This window comes from Synechocystis sp. FACHB-383, from assembly GCF_014698605.1.
GTDB classification, from domain to species: Bacteria; Cyanobacteriota; Cyanobacteriia; order Cyanobacteriales; family Microcystaceae; genus Synechocystis; species Synechocystis salina.
This window is the reverse complement of record NZ_JACJTJ010000010.1, coordinates 16,991-35,897: the sequence shown is the minus strand read 5'-3', so window position 1 is coordinate 35,897 and position 18,907 is coordinate 16,991. Positions and strand designations below refer to the sequence as shown.

Here is an 18,907-nt window from a genome sequence, read left to right as displayed (position 1 = left end):
CATTCCCCCCAAGAAGAAGGCAGTTTTCCCCGCGTTGTGTTTTGGCTGAATTTTGCCCAAAAAGAAAGCCCAGGCAAAGTTCCCCAGGCTTCCTCCAATGCTTATTTTTTGACTATGGGCAATAGGCCGCTCCCACCATCACACCAGTCTCAGTTCCGGATACTCGCTGATAATATCGTTGCTGGTGAGGGTATCTCCTTCCTCTTGGGGCGTCCATAGCACTTCGATGGCCAAGAGGCGATCGCTACTGATGCCCCCCAGGGTTTGCAGAGATTGTTTGAGCTGACTGGAATCATTAACTTCCGGCAGGGTCAGATTACCCAGGGCTGCGGCAATAATGGTGACCAAAATATATTCCCCAGCACCATCGGGAACGGCATCGGGGCTATCTCCACCAATGGCCGGTGCCCTCCCCCCTTGGCGTAACTGATTATTAAAATTACTCAGAGTTTCGTCGGTGAATTTGCTCCGTTCAGTCAGGGCCAATTGATTAAAAGCAGCTTCGGCGGCACTCAAACGGACTTTATCACTCTGGCTGGAACCATAGACCCAATATTCAGGATGGCGTAGCAGGGCCAGGGTAGCTTCCTGCAGCACGAGGGAGCGGCCATTGGCAGTACCAGTGTCGGCGGAAAGGGCCAATTCATCTAGTTCTTTTTTCAGCTCTTTTGCACTAGCAAGCAAGCCCACCTGAATTTGGCCAATACCTACTTGGGGATCATTCCCCGCTAAGGCGCCGCCCCCTTCACCACTGCCGCCGCCACCATTGCGAATAGCATTGATCACCACATTGGCGATCGCAATCATGACTAAGATGCCGAAGATGCCGCCGAATCCTCCTCCAAAGCCAAAGAAAGGAATTATGAAGGGAAACCCAAAGCCCCCTCCCCCATAGGCACCACCAGAACGGTAGGAACCACCGCCGGGACTGCTGTAACTACGACTAGGGGCACTACGGCTGGGAGCCCGGAAAGAACCGCCCCCAATGCGACCACCACTGCGCCGAGCTTCCGCTGAAAAGGTGGGGGTGAAGACGAGGGTAAAGGCCAGGACAAAAATAATCACCACTGAAGTGCCCCGCACCCAGACCGATCGCCAGGTAATATTCTTGGGTAGGGGTAAATTCTTGAGCATCTTAAGCATGGATAGAGAAACTTTGCTATTTTGATCTGGAAACACCACTGGCGGGATCGGTAGGACCCTGCTAAATCAACGGACAAAACTCCGTCTACTCCTCTAGGGTAACGGATTCTTCCCAGGGACGAATAGAAACTCTGTATTTTTTTTTGCTAATCTCGTCACTGGATCCACCAAGAGTCACGAAAAAACGGTACTGATTTTTACAAAAAAACTTTTGAAGAACATGTTAAAAGTGTCTGGCTAGCCTTATAAATGAAACAAAGACCAGATCATTGCACGAGGAGTACCAAGTTTGAAAAAAGTAGAAGCGATTATTCGCCCCTTTAAACTAGACGAAGTAAAAATTGCGCTAGTAAATGCAGGGATCGTTGGTATGACGGTCTCCGAAGTTAGGGGCTTTGGCCGTCAAAAAGGTCAAACAGAGCGTTACCGTGGCTCTGAGTACACCGTTGAGTTTCTCCAAAAACTCAAAATTGAGATTGTCGTCGATGAAGAACAGGTTGACATGGTTGTTGACAAGTTGGTATCGGCGGCCCGCACTGGCGAGATCGGTGACGGTAAGATCTTCATCAGCCCGGTGGATTCGGTAGTGCGGATTCGGACAGGGGAAAAGGACACCGAAGCTATTTAAGTCTTTTTGAGATTGAGATCTGCTTTCAGTTTCCTGGTAAGGTTGGGCCCTCTGAGGCTGTTTTGCTCTCCTAGCCCCAACTCCCCGCCCATTGCGGCCATCACCAGCCATCAAAAGCTGTCGAATTCTAATCCAGACCACCGGCGGATGAGTTTGTCAAAGGCTTGTCCCCGATGGCTCACCTGTCTCTTTTCTGCCTTTGTCATTTCTGCAAAGGTTTTTTTGTGCCTTGGTAGCCAAAAAATTGGGTCATAGCCAAAACCGTGGTTGCCCCTCGGACTGTGGGTGATTTCCCCCGGACAAATTCCTTCACTGCTTAGTTGAATACTGCCATCAGGAGCGGCGATCGCCACCACACAAATGAATTGGGCCTGTCGTTGGGTGACTCCCTCCATGGCCTGGAGTAGTTTAGTAATTCTTTCCCCATCGGTATTACCGTAACGGGCGGAATATAAACCCGGTGCCCCGTCCAATGCATCCACCGCTAAGCCAGAATCGTCGGCGATCGCCCATTGATTCAACGCTTTCGCCACCTGGGAAGCCTTTAAGCAAGCATTTTCATAGAATGTACTGCCGGACTCCTCCACCTCAATTTCCGGGGGTTTGAGGGCTAACTGGCAATCAAGGCGATCGAGATAGGCTTGCATCTCCGCTAATTTGCCTGGGTTTCCCGTGGCAACGATTAAAGTGGGCATGGTTTTCCTGGGTTTTATTGGTCGCTAAAAAAGTTTTTTAGGGGTAAAAATTAGCCAGAGCCTCTGGGTTGATCTTCTGCTATTCTGTATCAAAGATGCTGGTGTAGCTCAGTGGTAGAGCAACTGATTTGTAATCAGTCGGTCGCAGGTTCAAATCCCGTCACCAGCTTTGGTTTGAAGCCGTTAACCCGTAATTGTCTGAGCACTCCGCATGGTTTGCCATAGGGCCTTGTATTGGTCGGCACTGGCACTGTCCAGGGGAGCAAGGAATTCACAACGCTCCAACAACTCCGGCGAGAAGGCCAGCAAAGGATTGGTGGTCAGGGAAGCAATGTCCAAGTTTTGATAGGGCACCGCCAAACCCTGACTAAAAGTAGCCATTTGCGTCAGACTAGATTGCTGGGCAGAAAAATTTAACCAATCATAGGTGATATCAGCGGCTTCGCTGCCAGCGGGCATGGTCCAGAGGTCGGCCCAGAGGGAAGTTCCAGAGGTGGGGATAATCGCCCTTAACTCCGACTGATTCCTAAGCAAGGGAATGATCTGGCTCGACCAGCCCACCGCTAGCCAGACATCTTTGTTCAGCAAAGCTTGGAGATAATATTGATTACTGTAAAACTTTACCTGGGCCGCCAATTCCTGCAAAGCGGGAGCTAAAGTTGAAATTGCAGCGGGATTGGTGACATTGTAGGAATAACCTAATTTTTTTAGGGTCAAACCGATCGCCTCCCTGGGGTCATCCACGAGGGCAATGCGTTGTTCTAACTCCGGCCGCCAGAGGTCAGACCAATCCGTCGGTTGCCAACCCAAGTCAGTAAAGGGTTGTTGGCGGTAAATGATCATGGTAGGGCCCCAGCGGTAAGGAATGGCCCAAATTTTTCCAGCTTGATCTGGTATGCCCTGGTCATTGCGTTGTCCCAGTAATTGCCAACGGGGCGGCAGAGTTGACCATTGACTTAGTTGGGAAGAAGCAAAGGGTTGAATCAAACCGGTTTGGATAGCTTTTTCCAGCCAGACGTCCCCCCCTGTGACCAGTTGGGCGGGGCTTTGGAGTTGCTTGGTGCCCGGTCCATTGCCCCACAATCCTGGGGATGAATTTTTCCCTTGGGGATTGTGCCAGGTTTGCAAATTCTCAAACAAACTTTGGAGATTGGCGATCGCCTTGAAGTTGAGGTCTTTCCCCTGGGACAACTGCCGCTGAAATTGACTAATTAACTGGGGGGGCAGGGAGCGGTTCAGGAACTGTACTTCTTGGCCATTGCCTTGCCCCGGCCAACATCCCCCCAAACCAGTGGCAACCCCCAGAGCGGTAGCGGTCTGGAGAAAATGGCGGCGGGAGTACGGGGGAAGGGGCATAAACAGAACCCTCAAATTAATTGAGTCACTAACCGGAGTGGATTGAGTCAGGCAAATCAGGACAAAAACAGACCCTAGGGCAACTCCACCGAAGTTGGCTTAGCAATGTGGGGCAGACCCCAGCCTAATTTCTCCCGCAGAATACGGAAAAATTCCGGGGTTTGCAAGCGAATGAATTTGGCGGCGTAGGGAGATTTAGATAAATACACCCGGTCCTCTGGCAACACATAGCAACCGCCATTGCCATCCACCACTAGTACCATGCGGTTGGGAGTAGCGGGAAAAATGGTCACCGGCTCCAGGTCAGAAAACACTAAAGCCCGGGAAGCCAGGGAGTGGGGACAGATGGGAGCTAACTGGAAAACCGGCACATCGGGAGTAACTACGGGGCCCCCAGCACTGAGGGAATAGGCCGTGGAACCAGTGGGAGTAGAAACAATGATGCCATCGGCGGCAATGTCCACGGAAGCGTGGTAGCCCACCTGAATTTCAAAATGGCACATGCTGGTCAGGGGTTCCCGGTGCAGTACCATCTCATTGAGGGAAAGGGCTTCCCACAACAGCGTCTCCCCCCGCATTAACTGCACCGTCATCATGGAGCGGCTTTCAATTTGGTAATCGCCGTTGATTAACTGCTCGATCGCCGTGGGGAGTTGGTTGAGGTAAATTTCCGTCAAAAAGCCCATGTGCCCCGTATTGATGGTCAGCAGGGGAATGCCCAGGGGGGCCAACTGACGAAAGGCCGATAGTACGGTGCCGTCCCCCCCTAGCACGATGGCAAAGGGCATGGACTCATCAAAATGGGGAGGAGTCAAATGTTCGATGCGGGTGTGGCAGATGGGGCGATCGGGCTGGGAATAGCCCAACAGGCCGCCGGACCCAGTTTCCACCACCACAGTGAACCCACTGCTTTGTAGTTGCTCTTGTAATTCTTGGGCAACGCTACAGGCGGTGGGCTTATTGTCGTTGAAAATGATGCCGACTTTTGGCACAGGGGCGAGATCCTAGCGAGTCAGGGAACAGGGAGCGGGCAAACCGAACAGAAAACGAGATTATCTAAAAGTATCAAATTGTCAATCAAACTAGTCAAACTAGAAAAAGAAATTATTTTTCTTCTTTTTGCCATCGGTTTGGGTTGGGTTAACCTCGTAATCCAATTCTTTGAGCTTTTTGATGATGCGCCCAAAGTATTCCTGTAGGTAAGATTCTAGGGTTGTAGTTTCCTTGGGATCAAGGCCAAATTGCTCATACACCGGGGCCATCTCCGCCGTTAGGGCCTTACCACTGGCCAACACTTCCGCAAACGCTAGGCGATCGGAGGCGTTATAGGTCCACTGGAAAAAGCGAGTCAAGCTCCGCATAAATCTTAAAACCGCCATGGGCACCTGGGAAATGCGAGCCGTATTGCCGGACATTCTTTCGCACAATTGAATGATTTCCGTTGCCCCCCAGGCCCGACTGCCCACCACAGGATAGGTTTGGCGGGCTACGCTGTCCAATTCCACCGCCCGCACCGCAAACTTGGCCACATCCTGGGTATTCATGTAGGCGATCGGGGTGTTTTCGCCGGTTTGCCACACTGACTGATTATCCAAAATGGGGATGGCATACTGACCAATCAGACCCTGCATAAAACCTGCCAGTTGTAGGACGGTGTAGTCCAGGTCTGTTTGGGCTAAAAATTTCTCGGTACAGTGTTTGATGTCCATTAGGGGAACTTTGGGATATTCTACTGCCCGCAAAATGGAGAAAAAGATAAACTTTTTGATGCCCGCCTTCTGCACAGCCCGGATAAGGTTGAGCTTACCTTCCCAGTCCACTTGGCGAATGGTGAGAGCATCGGTGGCCCTGGCGGTGGAGGCGTCGATCACAGCGTCGATGTTTTCTAGGGCAGGGGGCAAGGTTTCTGGCTTACAAATATTTCCCCCCACAATGGTGGCTCCCCACTCTTTAAGAAAAGTTGCTTTTCTCAGACTACGGACCAGACAAACAACGGTGTGACCTTGGTCGATCGCCTGCCGAACAATTTGCCTGCCGAGGGTTCCTGTGCCGCCTACCACCAAAACTCGCATCTTAATTTTCTTTACAAATTTTAATACTTTGCTAAATCCTATCAGACTCTGACAATTATGGGTATTGGGGCCAGCCCCCAAAAATTTTGTTCTTGTACCCCGGTACAGGCCCCAATGTTAATGCAGTTCAGTTAAAGCAGGACTAACCTCTACATAGGGCAAGGCAACTCCTCCGTCCGATCCGGAGGTAGGGACCAGTGAAAAAGCAAAAATGGTTATGTTCAAGAAGTCTGACGTTCCAGCAAACCACTGGGGCCAGCCTGTTGACAATATTGCAAAAAGGTAGAGAAAGCTTCAGGGCAGTCTACTTCGATAATTTTGCCGCCGATTTCATCAAAACTTTCATTGCGGCATTGACGCCACGTGGGAGTAACCGTAACGGTAATGGTGGGTAAGGCTTCGTTGTCCATGCGCCGGAGCTTAACAACAAAATCCCTATCCTTGGGCCAATCGTTGGGAACACTCACACAAATGCCGCTGCGAGTTAAATCAAAGGATACCCCTACCAATTCCCCTTCCATATCGAACACTTGGCAAAAGGCCAACATCCGCTCTTCCCGACGTCGGTCCTGTACTCCTTGGAGATGGGCGATGGTCAGGGCCTCTTGGGAGATGGGAGGTGGAGAATCTTGAGCCATAGAGATTATTTCCTCAGTCAAATAGGTTTACCTAGTCCATGGGCCTGGTTGACCATAATTGTAGTCATTTACTGGATCGATCGCCTTTTCCACCAGGTCTTTTGGGCAATTTTTTACAGCAGGGAGCAGTCCATAGATATTTTCCCAGTTAGGGCTTTGGGAGCAGGACTGGGAAGGGGCTAATTTGGGGCCCAGGTCGGCAAAGTACAGAGGCCAGAACTGGTAGGGATAGGTTAAGCAGAGGAAACCATTGTGGCCAATACTCCCCAGAGTCGGCGGGGGCCGTCTTGACTGCTAAAGAAAAATAATTCCGTCAGCAAGGCGAGGAGGCGATCGGGGGTGGGCGCTGGTAGAGGAATATGACCCTCTCCCCCCTGTTTTTCCACATAGGCTTGCCAAGCGGAGGTGAATTTTCGAGCGTACTCACTTAAAAGTACGGTTTGTAACGGATTTTTGCCCTGTTCCTTGGTCTGCTCAACTAAACTGACCGATCGCCGCAACAATTCCTGGTAATGGGCTCCTAAGTAGGCGATCGCCATGGCCAAAAGTCGAATTCCTTCCACATCTAGTTGGCCGGGGGCAACAGCAGGAACGGGGTATTTCTTAGTCAAAGATTGACCTGTTGTCGTAGGTAACGAAATTTTTTCTAGGGTTGTCGTCCAAGTGTCCTGATCCACATCCGTCAAGGCTACCAAGGCCAACAAAAGCTGGTCTAGGTAGCAATTCATTTGTCGCAGTTGCTGACGATTGGGGGCAGTGGCAAAGGACTGGGGGGGAGCGGGGCTAGAGGCGAACTGAGCAAGAACCATAGAATCTCAGGGACCGGGGGAAATGTTAATGAATGCATGACATGCATAGGATAGCGAATTGGGCCAAAGCAATGGTTTTCCCTGGGATAAATATATTTTGCCCCACTGCCCTGGTTAATTCCTGGTTAATTTTGCCGCTAATCCGGGCAAAAAAACATTGTTTTTCGGAAAGTTGAACCCGTAGCTAGCTTGTATTGCCCAAACCTAACTCATCATTGCTCCATGGTGGCAAAAAATCTTTAGGACAAAACTCGCCAGAGGTCAAGGCTTGATTTTTTCAGAGGGAAAAATTCCCCGGCTAAACAATCAAAAAGTTGGAAAAAAAAGTTTTTCAGCTAAGGTTTAATGTTATATTTTATCTCATGTAGACTTTTGAAAAAAACAAGTCCCCGCAATCAAGTATCATTCAACGGAAAAAATAATCCCATGCCAAACGCCTCCACCGCACTAACCGGCAAAGCATTACTCAATAAAGTCAAAGAACTATCCCATCTGCCCCGTCGAGAAACGGCGAAAGCTTGTGGTTACTACTCCACTTCCAAGGAAGGACAAGTGCGGGTTAATTTGACCGACTTCTATGACGCAGTTCTAGCGGCCAAAGGGGTTCCCCTCGATCCCTCTGGTACCAAAGATGGTCGGGGTCGTGAACCGACATTCCGCGTTAGTGTACATAAAAATGGGCAAATTGTTATTGGCTCTACCTACACCCAAGAAATGGGTCTGAAGTCCGGTGATGAGTTTGAGATCAAGCTTGGTTACAAGCATATTCACCTGAAGCAAATTACCGATAGCGACGACGAAGAGGAAGTATAAATTTCTCGGCTCTGGTTCCCTAAGCAGGGGGTACTAGGTGCTTTTTCCCTGGGGGGGAGACCTGAAACAAAAAGGTTTCTCCCTTTTTTTATCGATTAGGGATGACAGCGGGCGTACTGTCAAGCTGGCCCTTGCAAGTTTTGCTTTTTTTCAAAAAAAAATTGGCGATCGCCAGGGGGATGGGCCGATGGAAAATTTAATGAAGTTTTGGCAACCATGGCCGGGATCGTTGAAAATTACTGTTTTTCTGGCGGGCTGGCTAGTGCTGTGGTATCCCATTGCCCTGGTGGTAGGGCGTAAATTAGCTTGGCAACCCTGGCAGGCTGTCACCCCGGAGCAAAAGCTACCTTTGGTGTTATCCCTTTACCTGGTTTCTCCCCTACCCATCTGGGCGGTGAGCCAATTAGATGGTCAATCCCTCCAGGATTATGGATTATCCTTCACCCCAGATCAGTTACTTTCTTTGGCGATCGCCGTGGGGGTGGCAGTGTTGGGTTTGGGTTTAACCTTGGCGGTGCAGGGAGCCATGGGACTACTGCAATGGCACGGGGAAAAACTGTGGAATTTGGTCAAACTCTCTCCCCTGTTTATGCTCTTGGCCCTGGCGATCGCCTTGGTGGAAGAGTTAATTTTTCGGGGCATTTTCCAAAATAAATTGCAACAGGATTTACCAGTCTGGGTAGCGGCCATGGTAGTCAGCGCCATTTTTGCCGTGCTTCATCTGCTCTGGGAACGACGTTTGACAGCCTATCAATTGCCCGGACTATGGTTATTGGGCATGGTGCTAGTGTGGGCCCGTTTAGTGGATGGTGGTAATCTGGCCCTGGCCTGGGGATTGCACGGAGGCTGGGTCTTTGCCCTGGCGGCCTGCGATGCCACTGGTTTAATCACCTATCCTTCCCCCGTTGGTAACCTTTGGGTAGGCAAAGCCAATCAACCCCTAGCAGGGCTAGCTGGTATTGGTTGTTTACTGCTCACTGCCCTGGCGATCGGGCTATTTCCCCACATTTTCTCCCTTTGGCCTGGGGTTTGAAGACCCAATTACCCGGAATGGGTTTGGTATGATGGTTGCCCGTTGCCCCTTTGTCTTCTGTTTTCCACCTATGCCATCGCCCTTGTCGCAAAAATTTGCTGCTTTTCTCGCCCGTCGAACCGTCCGCTTTGGTGGGAGCTTGATTTTAATCCTAGGGTTAAACCAGGGCTTGATCAGTTGTGGAACTAGCAAAGCAAATCAATGCCGCCAACTAATTTTAATTACCAAACAGATGGCGGAGGAAGGGGCTAAATACCGAGATACCACTTCAGCGGCAGAAGTACTCAAAATTGCCGATGCGTTCGATGCCACCGCCACTAAGGTCGAACGACTTAACCTAGAAGATCCCGTTCTGGCCAATTACCAAGGGGAGTTAGTGGAGATTTACCAAGGCAATGGGTCAGCCACCCGCAACATGGTCCAAGCATTGGAAAGTAAGGATATTTTGACTGCCCAACTTGCCCAAAAACAGGTGACTACCATTGGTCAACGGGAACAAAAGGTAATCACCAACATCAATGTCCATTGCCAACAGCCCTAGGCACCATAGCCTTGCCATTTTTGCCTATGGAGTTAATGGACAGATCCTAACCACTCCACATAGTTTTAACTGGGGGTGAACCTCCGGTAAGAAAGGGTCAGGCACCAACCCCTAAAATGGGAAAATAGCCACAGTGCCCCAAAGTTTCATCTGCAAAATCTTCAACTAGACCATGACCACCACCCCGCCCGTCCTCAGCGGCCCCGCCATTCGTGAGCAATTTTTGCGCTTCTTTGCCGATCGCCAGCATCAAATTTTGCCCAGCGCCTCTCTGGTGCCGGAGGACCCCACCGTATTGTTGACCATTGCGGGGATGTTGCCGTTCAAGCCAATTTTTTTAGGACAAAAGCCAGCGGAATTCCCCCGGGCCACCACTTCCCAAAAATGTATTCGCACCAACGACATTGAAAACGTTGGCCGCACCGCCCGCCACCATACCTTTTTTGAAATGTTGGGCAACTTTAGCTTTGGGGATTACTTCAAATCTCAGGCGATCGCCTGGGCCTGGGAATTATCCACCAAAGTATTTCAACTGCCCCCGGAAAGGTTGGTGGTGAGCGTCTTTGAAGAAGACGACGAAGCCTTTGCCATTTGGCGTGACGAAATTGGTATCCCGGCCCACCGCATCCAACGCATGGGGGCAGACGACAACTTTTGGGTTTCTGGCCCCACGGGGCCTTGCGGGCCTTGTTCGGAAATTTACTACGATTTCCACCCAGAATTAGGGGATGAGAAATTAGATTTGGAAGACGATAGCCGGTTTATTGAGTTTTACAACTTGGTATTCATGCAGTACAACCGGGATATGGGGGAGAATTTGACTCCCCTGGAGAAAAAAAATATTGACACGGGCATGGGCTTAGAAAGAATGGCTCAAATTCTGCAACAAGTGCCCAATAATTACGAAACGGATCTGATTTTTCCCATTATTCAAACAGCGGCAGGGATAGCGGGGATTGATTATGGTCAAGCAGATGAAAAAACGAAAGTTTCTTTGAAGGTAATTGGAGATCACGTCCGTGCCGTTGTCCACATGATTGCCGACGGTATTAGTGCGTCCAATTTAGGAAGGGGCTATGTGCTCCGAAGATTGATCCGCCGGGTGGTGCGCCATGGCCGTTTACTGGGGATAGAAGGGGAATTTACCACCAAAGTAGCCACCACTGCCATTGACCTAGCCCAGCCAGTTTATCCCAATGTGTTGGAACGCCAAACCTTGATTAACCAAGAGTTGCAGCGGGAAGAAGCGGCTTTTTTGAAAACCCTAGAACGGGGGGAAAAGTTGTTAGCGGATTTAATGGCCGACGGAGTCAAGAAAATCGCTGGAGTGGATGCGTTTACCCTATACGACACCTTTGGTTTTCCCTTGGAATTAACCCAGGAAATTGCCGAAGAACAGGGTATTACGGTGGATGTGGAAGGGTTTAAAAAAGCTATGCAGGAACAACAGGAACGTTCCAAAGCGGCCCACGAAACTATAGATTTAACCGTGCAGGAAAGTTTAGATCAATTGGCTAACCGTATCCATCCCACGGAATTTTTGGGCTATGCCGATGTACAAAGTTCAGCGGTGGTCAAAGCGGTATTGGTGGCGGGGGCATTGGTAGAAGAAGGGAAAGCAGGTCAAACTGTGCAAATCGTACTGGATCAAACCCCTTTCTATGGAGAATCAGGCGGGCAAATTGGCGACAAAGGTTTTCTCAACGGCGATAATTTGCTTATTCGCATTGAAGATGTGAAACGGGAATCGGGCGTTTTTATCCATTTTGGTCGGGTGGAACGGGGCGTTGTTCAGGTGGGGGATACGGTCACTGCCACTATTGATCGGGCCTGCCGCCGTCGAGCCCAAGCCAATCACACGGCCACCCATTTACTGCAATCGGCCCTGAAAAAAGTAGTGGATGAGGGGATTTCCCAAGCCGGTTCCTTGGTGGATTTCAATCGTTTACGGTTCGACTTTAATTCTCCCCGGGCGGTGACAACGGAGGAACTACAGCAAATTGAGGATTTGATCAATCAATGGATTGCGGAAGCCCATCAAACTGAGGTAGCAGTAATGCCGATCGCCGATGCCAAGGCCAAAGGGGCGATCGCCATGTTTGGGGAGAAGTACGGTGCTGAAGTCCGGGTCATTGACGTGCCGGGAGTTTCTTTAGAACTGTGTGGCGGTACCCATGTGGCCAATACGGCCGAAATTGGTTTGTTCAAAATAGTGGCGGAAACAGGCATTGCCGCCGGAGTCAGGCGCATTGAAGCGGTGGCGGGGCCGTCAGTGTTGGATTACCTCAATGTGCGGGAAGCGGTGGTCAAAGAACTTGGCGATCGCCTCAAAGCTAAACCGGAGGAAATTCCAGACCGGGTTAACCAACTACAACAGGAATTAAAAGCTAGCCAAAAACAGTTGGAAGCCCTGAAGCAAGAGTTGGCTTTGCAAAAATCCGAACAGTTATTAGCCCAAGCCCAAACCGTGGGCGAGTTTAAAATCCTGGTGGCGGATCTGGGCACTGTGGACGGAGAATCCCTCAAAACTGCGGCGGAACGGTTGCAACAAAAGCTAGGGGAAAGTGCCGTAGTACTAGCCTCCATTCCCGAACCAGGCAAAGTCAGCCTTGTGGCGGCATTTAGTCCCCAATTGGTTAAAACCAAACAACTTAAAGCGGGGCAATTCATCAGTACCATTGCCAAAATTTGTGGTGGTGGTGGCGGCGGTCGTCCTAATCTGGCCCAGGCCGGGGGAAGGGATCCGAGTAAGTTACCGGAAGCCTTGGCCATGGCGGAACAGACATTGGTAGCCGAACTTAGGGGTTAAACCCAGTCCCAAATTAATTTACCGTTAAGGCTCCACAGCGGTAATGGTCCACTACTAAATTGAAAAATTCGGCCACGGGGGGCATTTGCAGGCGATCCACCGTGGTCACCACCGACACCTGTCGTCGAAAATCTTGGCGAGCGCCAGACTCTGGGCAAAATAAATAGCGCACAGAAAAACTGGGATTGTCAATCACCGGCTTGACCAAAGACTGGGGCATTAGGGCAATCATTTCGCTCCCCTGTACCACCCCATAAAAGGCTTCGGGAATATTTAGTTCCAAACTAACGTTAAGAGGAATTTCCCGGCGACTAAATTCATCTTCCACCAGCCGTCGCATTCGGTAACCGTCTTTAAAAATAACCTGGGGATAGGGGCCCAAATCTTTCCAAGTGATGAATTTTTTTGCTGTTAGGGGATGGTCTCCCGCCATCAAAATACAAATTTGCTCCTCATAGAGGGGTTTAATGGCCAACTCCTTAGTATTAGTTAAACTGCGATGGCTCATGATAATGGCCACATCCACCAAACCATCTTGTAAAACTTTCAAAGCTCGGTCACTCCCCAGGGCCGTCACCCGCAGTTGAATATGGGGATGCCCTAAGCAAAATTTGGGTAATAAACTAGGCAAAGAAGAGACACAAACTGAGTGGATAGCTGCCACACATAATTCCGTTTGTTTACCTTGAAAAAGGCTACTAATTTCCTCGCTAGCCACATCCCATTCTTGACAAATTTTCCTCGCCCGCCGTAGAAATAATTCCCCCGCCACCGTTAGTTTTGCCTGGGCTCCCCGGTGGAATAGTTGGCATTTGAGGGCAGATTCCAAACCCTGGATTTGCCTACTAATGGTAGATTGGGTTACTTCCGATTGTAATGCCGCCTGTTGAAAACTGCCTAGTTCTGCAACTTTTAAAAAAGCCTGTAACTGTTCTAGTCGCATAGGTTAGTTTTCGGGAGAAAATTGGCACAATAAACTATTTCTAGCTATAGCATTGTCCATTGCTCAAAAATGTTATTGATGCACTTTTTTTGGGGTGATGATAATGGCGCACAAAAAAACGGGAGGACAGATTTTCATCCATCTTCCCGGTTAATTTCTGAGGAGTTTTTCAGCGTTCTAAAGGTGAAAAGAACCTATCTATCTGGTGAAAAGTTTTCTCCCGTGGCCCAGTCTTCAAACTGGTGAGAAAAATCTTTTTCCAGAATTATCTAGGCAGACTTTATCGGTCGTCCAAAGCGGCAATGCCGGGCAGAACCTTACCTTCTAGTAATTCCAGGCTAGCACCACCACCGGTGGAAATGTGGCTCATTTTTTCGGCCACTCCTACTTTTTCTACTGCAGCGACCGAATCCCCACCACCAATAATGGTAACGGTACCGCTGGCGGTTAATTCGGCCAAGCTCCTGGCGATCGCCTCGGTGCCTGCGGCAAATTTGTCAAATTCAAATACCCCCATGGGGCCGTTCCAGATGACGGTGCCACAACCCGCCAGGGCATCCTGGAAGGTTTTGACGGAATCAGGACCAATATCTAGACCCATCCAGCCATCGGGAATAGCGTTGACACTAACAGTTTGGGTGTTGGCATCGGGGGCAAAATTGTCGGCCACCACCACGTCAGTGGGTAGGAGGAACTCTACTCCTTTTTCTTTGGCTTTAGCCATGAGGGACTTAGCTAGCTCCAATTTATCCTCTTCCACCAGGGATTTGCCGGTGCTTAAACCCTGGGCTTTGTAGAAGGTGAAAATCATGCCGCCGCCGATAATCAGCTTGTCGCACTTATCCAGCAGCGTTTCGATGACGCCAATTTTGCTAGATACCTTAGAACCACCGACGATCGCCACCAGGGGACGTTTGGGGGCTTCGATGGCTCCTTGCAGGAACTGTAATTCTTTTTCGATTAGGTAGCCAGCAACGTTAGGGCTGAGGAAATGGGTTACCCCTTCGGTGGAGGCGTGGGCCCGGTGGGCAGTGCCAAAGGCATCGTTAACATAAAGGTCAGCGTTGGCCGCTAAGGCTTTGGCAAATTCGGCATCGTTACCTTCTTCTCCGGCATGGAAACGGAGATTTTCTAACAGGGCCACACCGCCATTGGGCAGGCTAGCAATCTTGGCCGTAACTTCAGCGCCAATGCAATCGTCGCATTTAACCACCGGTTGTCCCAATAGTTCTGCTAGGCGATCGCCAACGGGGGTCAGGCGCATGCTGTCCACCACTTTGCCCTTGGGACGGCCAAAATGACTGCCCAAAATAACTTTGGCGCCTTTGCTTAACAGGTCTTTGATGGTGGGTAAGGCCGCCCGAATCCTGGTGTCGTCGGTAATGCTGCCGTTATCTAGGGGCACGTTAAAATCCACCCGGACAAAAACCCGTTTGCCTGCGAGGTCTGCCTCCGTTAAATTGGCGATCGATTGCTTGGACAAAACCTTTTCCTCCTAAATGTCAAATAAACTTAACAAAATTAAACCAGTCAATGTTACCGTCGACAATGGAAAGCCCCAAAATGACCTCCGAAAATAGCATTCTGACCATCCTGCAACGGGACTATGCCAATTTTCCCTGGCAACAGACCCTGAGCATTTACGATGCTGATGTTTATTTCCAAGACCCCTTGACCCAGTTTCGGGGCCTGGCCCGTTACGAAAAAATGATCCAATTCCTGGCTCGTTGGTTTCAGGCGATCGACCTACAACTCCATGACATTGCCCGGGTAGACCGAGAAATTACTACCCGTTGGACCTTGAGTTGGACTTCCCCCCTGCCCTGGAAGCCGAGAATTGCCATCAGCGGCCGCAGTGAGTTGACCCTGAACGAAGCTGGGTTAATTATTTCTCACATTGATTATTGGGACTGTTCCCGCTGGGATGTGGTGAAACAACATTTTCAACGATAGGCTGTCATTCCTGTCCCGGTGAGGGCTTGTGTCGAATTGGCGATGGTTGGAAAAATCAATTGTAAGATCAACATTGAATCAGAATTGACCGAGAAAGCCTCAATGTATTCTTGTCTTTTCATGATTGACTTTAGAATGACGTCGCGGCTACAATCGCTGACTCAAAGCTAAACTAGCCTGGGCGGATAACGGTAAAGTAAGGCTATTCGATAGAAGCGTGAATCTTTGGAAATTAGTCTCAAACCATTGTCTTTTGGGTATTCCCGAATAATTTCAACAGCAGCTCCCTCCATGCTAATACAGCAAATTCGCCGTAAGCATTGATCATTGAGCACTTCATCCATTGGCCCGGATCAGGGCGTGAACGGGGCCGACACAAAAGTCAGAAATCCATGCAAAACTGGAGACAACCCAACTAACTACCATGGTTGGTAAGTTGTTTTTTCCTCTCCCCACCATGCCTGCCAAAGACGTTCAAATCTGCCCGATCGCCGTTGACACCACTGTGTTTCGCTCCCGCACTTGGGACAGGTTGAAGTTTGAAATTGAATATGGTCTGCAAAGGGGCACCACGGCCAACAGTTACTTGATCAGTGCTGATAAGACCGCCCTCTTTGACCCGCCGGGGGAGTCCTTCACTGATAATTTTGTCGGTACACTAATCCAACGGCTAGACCTGAACATCCTGGATTACGTCATTTTGGGCCACGTTAACGCCAACCGGAGCCATACCCTGAAGCTGTTATTAAGCTTGGCTCCCCAGGCAACGATTATTTGCTCTAACCCCGCTGCCCAAAATTTAGAAAAATTACTGGCGGATGGAGACGTTAATAATCCCATTCAAGTGATGAAAGGCAACGATCGCCTGGATTTAGGCCGGGGTCATGAGTTGAGCTTTACCCCCACCCCCAGCCCCCGTTACCCTGGGCAACTGTGCACCTACGATCCCCGCACCGAAATCTTATTCACCGATAAACTATTTGGGGCCCATGTTTGTGGTGACCAAGTATTTGATGAAGGCTGGACCATTTACCAAGAAGACCGCCGCTATTACTTTGACTGTTTGTTGGCCCCCGCTGCGGCCCAGGTGAGTGCGGCCCTCAATAAGCTAGAAGCCTATCCCGCCCAGACCTATGCCCCCAGCCATGGCCCCTTAGTGCGCTACGGTTTGCGGGAGTTGACCCGTAACTACCAACAATGGCTCAGTGAACAACAGGCCCAAGCTTTGAACGTGGCGTTGATCTATGCGTCCGCCTACGGCAATACCAGCACCCTCGCCCAGGCGATCGCCAGAGGTATAACCAAAGCAGGGGTAGCGGTGACGGCCATTAATGCGGAAACTAGCAATGCCGAGGAAATCAAAGGGGCCATTGAAGCTTCGGCTGGCTTTATTTTTGGTTCCCCCACCCTAGGTGGCCATGCCCCCACCCCCATTCAAACGGCCCTGGGCATCACCCTAGCCAATGCTTCCAAAACCCAACTATGTGCAGTGTTCGGTTCCTTCGGTTGGAGTGGAGAGGCGATCGATATGTTGGAAAGCAAATTCCGGGATGCGGGCTTTAGCTTTGGTTTTGACACCATCCGGGTGAAATTTAAGCCCACCGACCAAACCCTGAAAATGTGCGAAGAGGCGGGTACGGATTTTGCCCAGGCCCTGAAAAAAGCGGAAAAACGTCGTCAACCTAAATCTGCTCTGCCGGAGTCGGAGTCCGCCCGCACTGAGCAAGCCCTGGGTCGTTTAGTGGGTTCCCTCTGTGTGGTCACTGCCCGCCAAGGGGAGTTGGGTAGTGCCATGTTAGCGTCCTGGGTTTCCCAAGCTACCTTTTCTCCCCCCGGTTTAACCGTGGCGGTGGCTAAGGAAAGGGCGATCGAGTCTTTGTTACACAAAAATAGTTGCTTTGTCTTGAATATTTTGCAGGAGGGTAACCATCTGGGGCTAATGAAACATTTCCTCAAACCCTTTACCCCTGGCGGCGATCGTTTTGCGGGGGTAGCCACGGAAACAGCGGAAAATGGGGCACCGATTTTGAAGGAATCCTTAGCTTACCTGGAATGTCGGGTACAGCAAAAGTTGGAATGCGGCGATCATTGGGTGCTTTATGCTGTGACCGACCGGGGCTCTCTGCTCCAGGAGGGGGTAACGGCGGTGCATCACCGGAAATCTGGTGATCATTATTAACGATTAGCAAAACCCTCAAAAACATTTTTTGCCTATTTTGACGATGAATGTACCTAACTGGGTAACAGTCTCCCGTTTATTGGCCTTGCCCTTACTATTTCTGTGGTTACCGACTCCAGAGGCAGAAACCCGTTGGTGGGGAGTAGGTATTTTTTTGTTGGCCGCTAGCACCGATTGGTTGGATGGTTACCTGGCCCGTCGCTTAAACCAGGTGACGGAGTTGGGCAAATTCCTTGACCCGTTGGTGGATAAATTACTGGTGTTGGGGCCGTTGCTAATTCTCTTAACTTGGCAAATGGTGCCGGCCTGGGCGGTGGGCTTAATTTTGGCTAGGGAGTTAGTCATCGCTGGATGGCGGGTTAATCCCCAGTTAGCTAGTCAGACGGAAATTGCTGGGGCTAATGTCTGGGGCAAAGTAAAAACCGTTACCCAAATAATGGCGATCGCCTTGCTGTTGGCCCCCTTACCGAAAATTTATGGCCAAATTGGTATGGTCATATTTTGGCTAGCGGTGGTTTTAACCCTCATTTCTGGCCTAATTTATCTGATCCCCCAGACAGACAAGGGAGTTGTTGGGAATCAAACTCCCCAGGGCTGACAGTTAAAAGTATCAAATTTGCTGTTCACCAGGGCTAAAAACTAACCTCGTCGGCGAAACTTTGCCAACGGACAAAATGAAATGCGCCGGCCACGGAGCCCCAAACTCGTTCATTAGTTTCTGGGTCGTAACCCCGGTCGAGGCTAACCAATCCTGTTTCGCTCACCTCAAAACTATTTTCCAGATAGGTTTCTTTGCCATCCCGCATCACCCGACATTGCCGCCCTGGTTGCACTTCACCTTTAAAACTAGTGCCAGTCCATTCCACAATCATGTCACAGCCATTCATGGGCTCCAAATCGTCGGGGTTGAGCTGGGCCAGTTTGGCCAAATCCCTGGCTGCGCCGTAAAATTTTTCTTCGTCTTTGACTTTAAAGTTTTCAATCTCAATATGATCTTCCACCACCTTTAACTTCAAAACCCTGAGGCGATAGGGTCTCTGGAGCATAAAGTCATAGGCTTGTTCTAAAAACAACAGGCGATCGCCGAATTTGGCTTGGTCGAGGGGACGAATGGCCACCCGGATATGGGCGTAGAAGGGAGGATTTTCGAAGGCTTGGGCTTGGTTGCTAAAGTCGGCCGCCATCCAACGGGCCAAGGCGGAAAGATCGGTGGAATGGGACATAAATAATTGCTGAATAATGACTGCTTTAAAAAGTTCTTAAAAAATATTTAAACCAGGACAGAACATACCAAG

General features: G+C 50.1%; 18 protein-coding genes and 1 tRNA gene. 9 read left to right on the top strand and 10 right to left on the bottom strand.

The annotated features are described in order from the left end of the window. Positions 1-138 precede the first annotated feature (138 nt). Positions 139-1,143, bottom strand: coding sequence for a DUF1517 domain-containing protein (locus H6G45_RS00980; RefSeq protein WP_190595740.1), 1,005 nt, complete (start codon positions 1,141-1,143; stop codon positions 139-141). A gap of 289 nt (positions 1,144-1,432) precedes the next feature. On the opposite strand from H6G45_RS00980, the gene H6G45_RS00975 reads away from it, so the two are divergent. Continuing rightward, entirely contained in the window at positions 1,433-1,771 is a 339-nt protein-coding gene (locus H6G45_RS00975) for a P-II family nitrogen regulator (protein ID WP_028949278.1), read from the top strand. 110 nt (positions 1,772-1,881) lie between these two features. Here the strand turns inward: H6G45_RS00975 and rdgB are convergent, their stop codons facing one another. Then, the gene (gene rdgB, locus H6G45_RS00970) at positions 1,882-2,466 is read right to left on the bottom strand and encodes an RdgB/HAM1 family non-canonical purine NTP pyrophosphatase (RefSeq protein ID WP_190595738.1); all 585 of its coding nucleotides are present in this window, start codon (positions 2,464-2,466) and stop codon (positions 1,882-1,884) included. A gap of 97 nt (positions 2,467-2,563) precedes the next feature. Here rdgB and H6G45_RS00965 point away from each other — a divergent pair. Then, positions 2,564-2,635, top strand: a tRNA-Thr gene (locus H6G45_RS00965). 14 nt (positions 2,636-2,649) lie between these two features. Here H6G45_RS00965 and H6G45_RS00960 read toward each other — a convergent pair. The 5 genes from H6G45_RS00960 to H6G45_RS00940 all read right to left on the bottom strand — a co-directional run bounded on the left by H6G45_RS00960 (position 2,650) and on the right by H6G45_RS00940 (position 7,341). After that, entirely contained in the window at positions 2,650-3,822 is a 1,173-nt protein-coding gene (locus H6G45_RS00960; protein ID WP_190595736.1) for an extracellular solute-binding protein, read from the bottom strand. Between the two features lie 74 nt (positions 3,823-3,896). Beyond that, positions 3,897-4,814 (bottom strand): NAD(+) kinase, encoded by a 918-nt coding sequence (locus tag H6G45_RS00955; RefSeq protein ID WP_190595733.1) that lies wholly within the window; start codon positions 4,812-4,814, stop codon positions 3,897-3,899. 99 nt (positions 4,815-4,913) lie between these two features. Further along, entirely contained in the window at positions 4,914-5,894 is a 981-nt protein-coding gene (locus H6G45_RS00950) for an NAD(P)H-binding protein (protein ID WP_190595732.1), read from the bottom strand. Positions 5,895-6,115: 221 nt separating this feature from the next. Next, complete coding sequence (locus H6G45_RS00945; protein ID WP_228017164.1) at positions 6,116-6,532, bottom strand: hypothetical protein; 417 nt, start codon at positions 6,530-6,532, stop codon at positions 6,116-6,118. A gap of 233 nt (positions 6,533-6,765) precedes the next feature. Beyond that, on the bottom strand, positions 6,766-7,341 hold the full coding sequence (locus H6G45_RS00940) for a DUF3038 domain-containing protein (RefSeq protein WP_190595729.1): 576 nt from the start codon (positions 7,339-7,341) through the stop codon (positions 6,766-6,768). Between the two features lie 345 nt (positions 7,342-7,686). On the opposite strand from H6G45_RS00940, the gene H6G45_RS00935 reads away from it, so the two are divergent. The 4 genes from H6G45_RS00935 to alaS all read left to right on the top strand — a co-directional run bounded on the left by H6G45_RS00935 (position 7,687) and on the right by alaS (position 12,537). Then, positions 7,687-8,154 carry an AbrB family transcriptional regulator gene (locus H6G45_RS00935; RefSeq protein WP_199309499.1) on the top strand — a complete coding sequence of 156 codons (468 nt, stop codon included), beginning with the start codon at positions 7,687-7,689 and terminating at the stop codon, positions 8,152-8,154. 37 nt (positions 8,155-8,191) lie between these two features. Then, positions 8,192-9,187, top strand: a complete 996-nt coding sequence (locus tag H6G45_RS00930) for a type II CAAX endopeptidase family protein (protein WP_347338232.1) — start codon at positions 8,192-8,194, stop codon at positions 9,185-9,187. Positions 9,188-9,257: 70 nt separating this feature from the next. Then, positions 9,258-9,728: a hypothetical protein gene (locus H6G45_RS00925; RefSeq protein ID WP_190595727.1), complete on the top strand. Its 471-nt coding sequence runs from the start codon at positions 9,258-9,260 to the stop codon at positions 9,726-9,728. 172 nt (positions 9,729-9,900) lie between these two features. Continuing rightward, the gene (alaS, locus tag H6G45_RS00920) at positions 9,901-12,537 is read left to right on the top strand and encodes an alanine--tRNA ligase (protein WP_190595725.1); all 2,637 of its coding nucleotides are present in this window, start codon (positions 9,901-9,903) and stop codon (positions 12,535-12,537) included. Between the two features lie 13 nt (positions 12,538-12,550). On the opposite strand, the gene H6G45_RS00915 is transcribed toward alaS, so the two are convergent. Next, the gene (locus H6G45_RS00915) at positions 12,551-13,480 is read right to left on the bottom strand and encodes a LysR family transcriptional regulator (RefSeq protein WP_190595723.1); all 930 of its coding nucleotides are present in this window, start codon (positions 13,478-13,480) and stop codon (positions 12,551-12,553) included. Positions 13,481-13,760: 280 nt separating this feature from the next. Next, positions 13,761-14,963, bottom strand: a complete 1,203-nt coding sequence (locus H6G45_RS00910) for a phosphoglycerate kinase (RefSeq protein WP_190595721.1) — start codon at positions 14,961-14,963, stop codon at positions 13,761-13,763. Between the two features lie 50 nt (positions 14,964-15,013). Here H6G45_RS00910 and H6G45_RS00905 point away from each other — a divergent pair, with 50 nt between their 5' ends. The 3 genes from H6G45_RS00905 to pgsA all read left to right on the top strand — a co-directional run bounded on the left by H6G45_RS00905 (position 15,014) and on the right by pgsA (position 18,210). Continuing rightward, a complete protein-coding gene (locus tag H6G45_RS00905) occupies positions 15,014-15,433 on the top strand; it encodes a DUF2358 domain-containing protein (protein WP_190595719.1) in 420 nt (139 codons plus the stop codon). A 424-nt stretch (positions 15,434-15,857) separates the two neighbouring features. Beyond that, positions 15,858-17,612 carry a diflavin flavoprotein gene (locus H6G45_RS00900; protein WP_190595717.1) on the top strand — a complete coding sequence of 585 codons (1,755 nt, stop codon included), beginning with the start codon at positions 15,858-15,860 and terminating at the stop codon, positions 17,610-17,612. A gap of 43 nt (positions 17,613-17,655) precedes the next feature. Further along, complete coding sequence (pgsA, locus tag H6G45_RS00895) at positions 17,656-18,210, top strand: CDP-diacylglycerol--glycerol-3-phosphate 3-phosphatidyltransferase (RefSeq protein ID WP_190595715.1); 555 nt, start codon at positions 17,656-17,658, stop codon at positions 18,208-18,210. A gap of 34 nt (positions 18,211-18,244) precedes the next feature. On the opposite strand, the gene H6G45_RS00890 is transcribed toward pgsA, so the two are convergent. Further along, positions 18,245-18,835 (bottom strand): chromophore lyase CpcT/CpeT, encoded by a 591-nt coding sequence (locus tag H6G45_RS00890; RefSeq protein ID WP_190595713.1) that lies wholly within the window; start codon positions 18,833-18,835, stop codon positions 18,245-18,247. Between the last annotated feature and the right edge of the window lie 72 nt (positions 18,836-18,907).

Coding starts and splice junctions, on each gene's coding strand:
- H6G45_RS00890 (WP_190595713.1), bottom strand. CDS start 18,835: ATGTCCCATTCCACCGATCTTTCCGCCTTGGCCCGTTGGATGGCGGCC.
- H6G45_RS00915 (WP_190595723.1), bottom strand. CDS start 13,480: ATGCGACTAGAACAGTTACAGGCTTTTTTAAAAGTTGCAGAACTAGGC.
- H6G45_RS00950 (WP_190595732.1), bottom strand. CDS start 5,894: ATGCGAGTTTTGGTGGTAGGCGGCACAGGAACCCTCGGCAGGCAAATT.
- H6G45_RS00960 (WP_190595736.1), bottom strand. CDS start 3,822: ATGCCCCTTCCCCCGTACTCCCGCCGCCATTTTCTCCAGACCGCTACC.
- H6G45_RS00940 (WP_190595729.1), bottom strand. CDS start 7,341: ATGGTTCTTGCTCAGTTCGCCTCTAGCCCCGCTCCCCCCCAGTCCTTT.
- H6G45_RS00925 (WP_190595727.1), top strand. CDS start 9,258: ATGCCATCGCCCTTGTCGCAAAAATTTGCTGCTTTTCTCGCCCGTCGA.
- alaS (WP_190595725.1), top strand. CDS start 9,901: ATGACCACCACCCCGCCCGTCCTCAGCGGCCCCGCCATTCGTGAGCAA.
- H6G45_RS00935 (WP_199309499.1), top strand. CDS start 7,687: ATGTTATATTTTATCTCATGTAGACTTTTGAAAAAAACAAGTCCCCGC.
- H6G45_RS00905 (WP_190595719.1), top strand. CDS start 15,014: ATGTTACCGTCGACAATGGAAAGCCCCAAAATGACCTCCGAAAATAGC.
- H6G45_RS00900 (WP_190595717.1), top strand. CDS start 15,858: ATGGTTGGTAAGTTGTTTTTTCCTCTCCCCACCATGCCTGCCAAAGAC.
- H6G45_RS00945 (WP_228017164.1), bottom strand. CDS start 6,532: ATGGCTCAAGATTCTCCACCTCCCATCTCCCAAGAGGCCCTGACCATC.
- H6G45_RS00980 (WP_190595740.1), bottom strand. CDS start 1,143: ATGCTTAAGATGCTCAAGAATTTACCCCTACCCAAGAATATTACCTGG.
- rdgB (WP_190595738.1), bottom strand. CDS start 2,466: ATGCCCACTTTAATCGTTGCCACGGGAAACCCAGGCAAATTAGCGGAG.
- pgsA (WP_190595715.1), top strand. CDS start 17,656: ATGAATGTACCTAACTGGGTAACAGTCTCCCGTTTATTGGCCTTGCCC.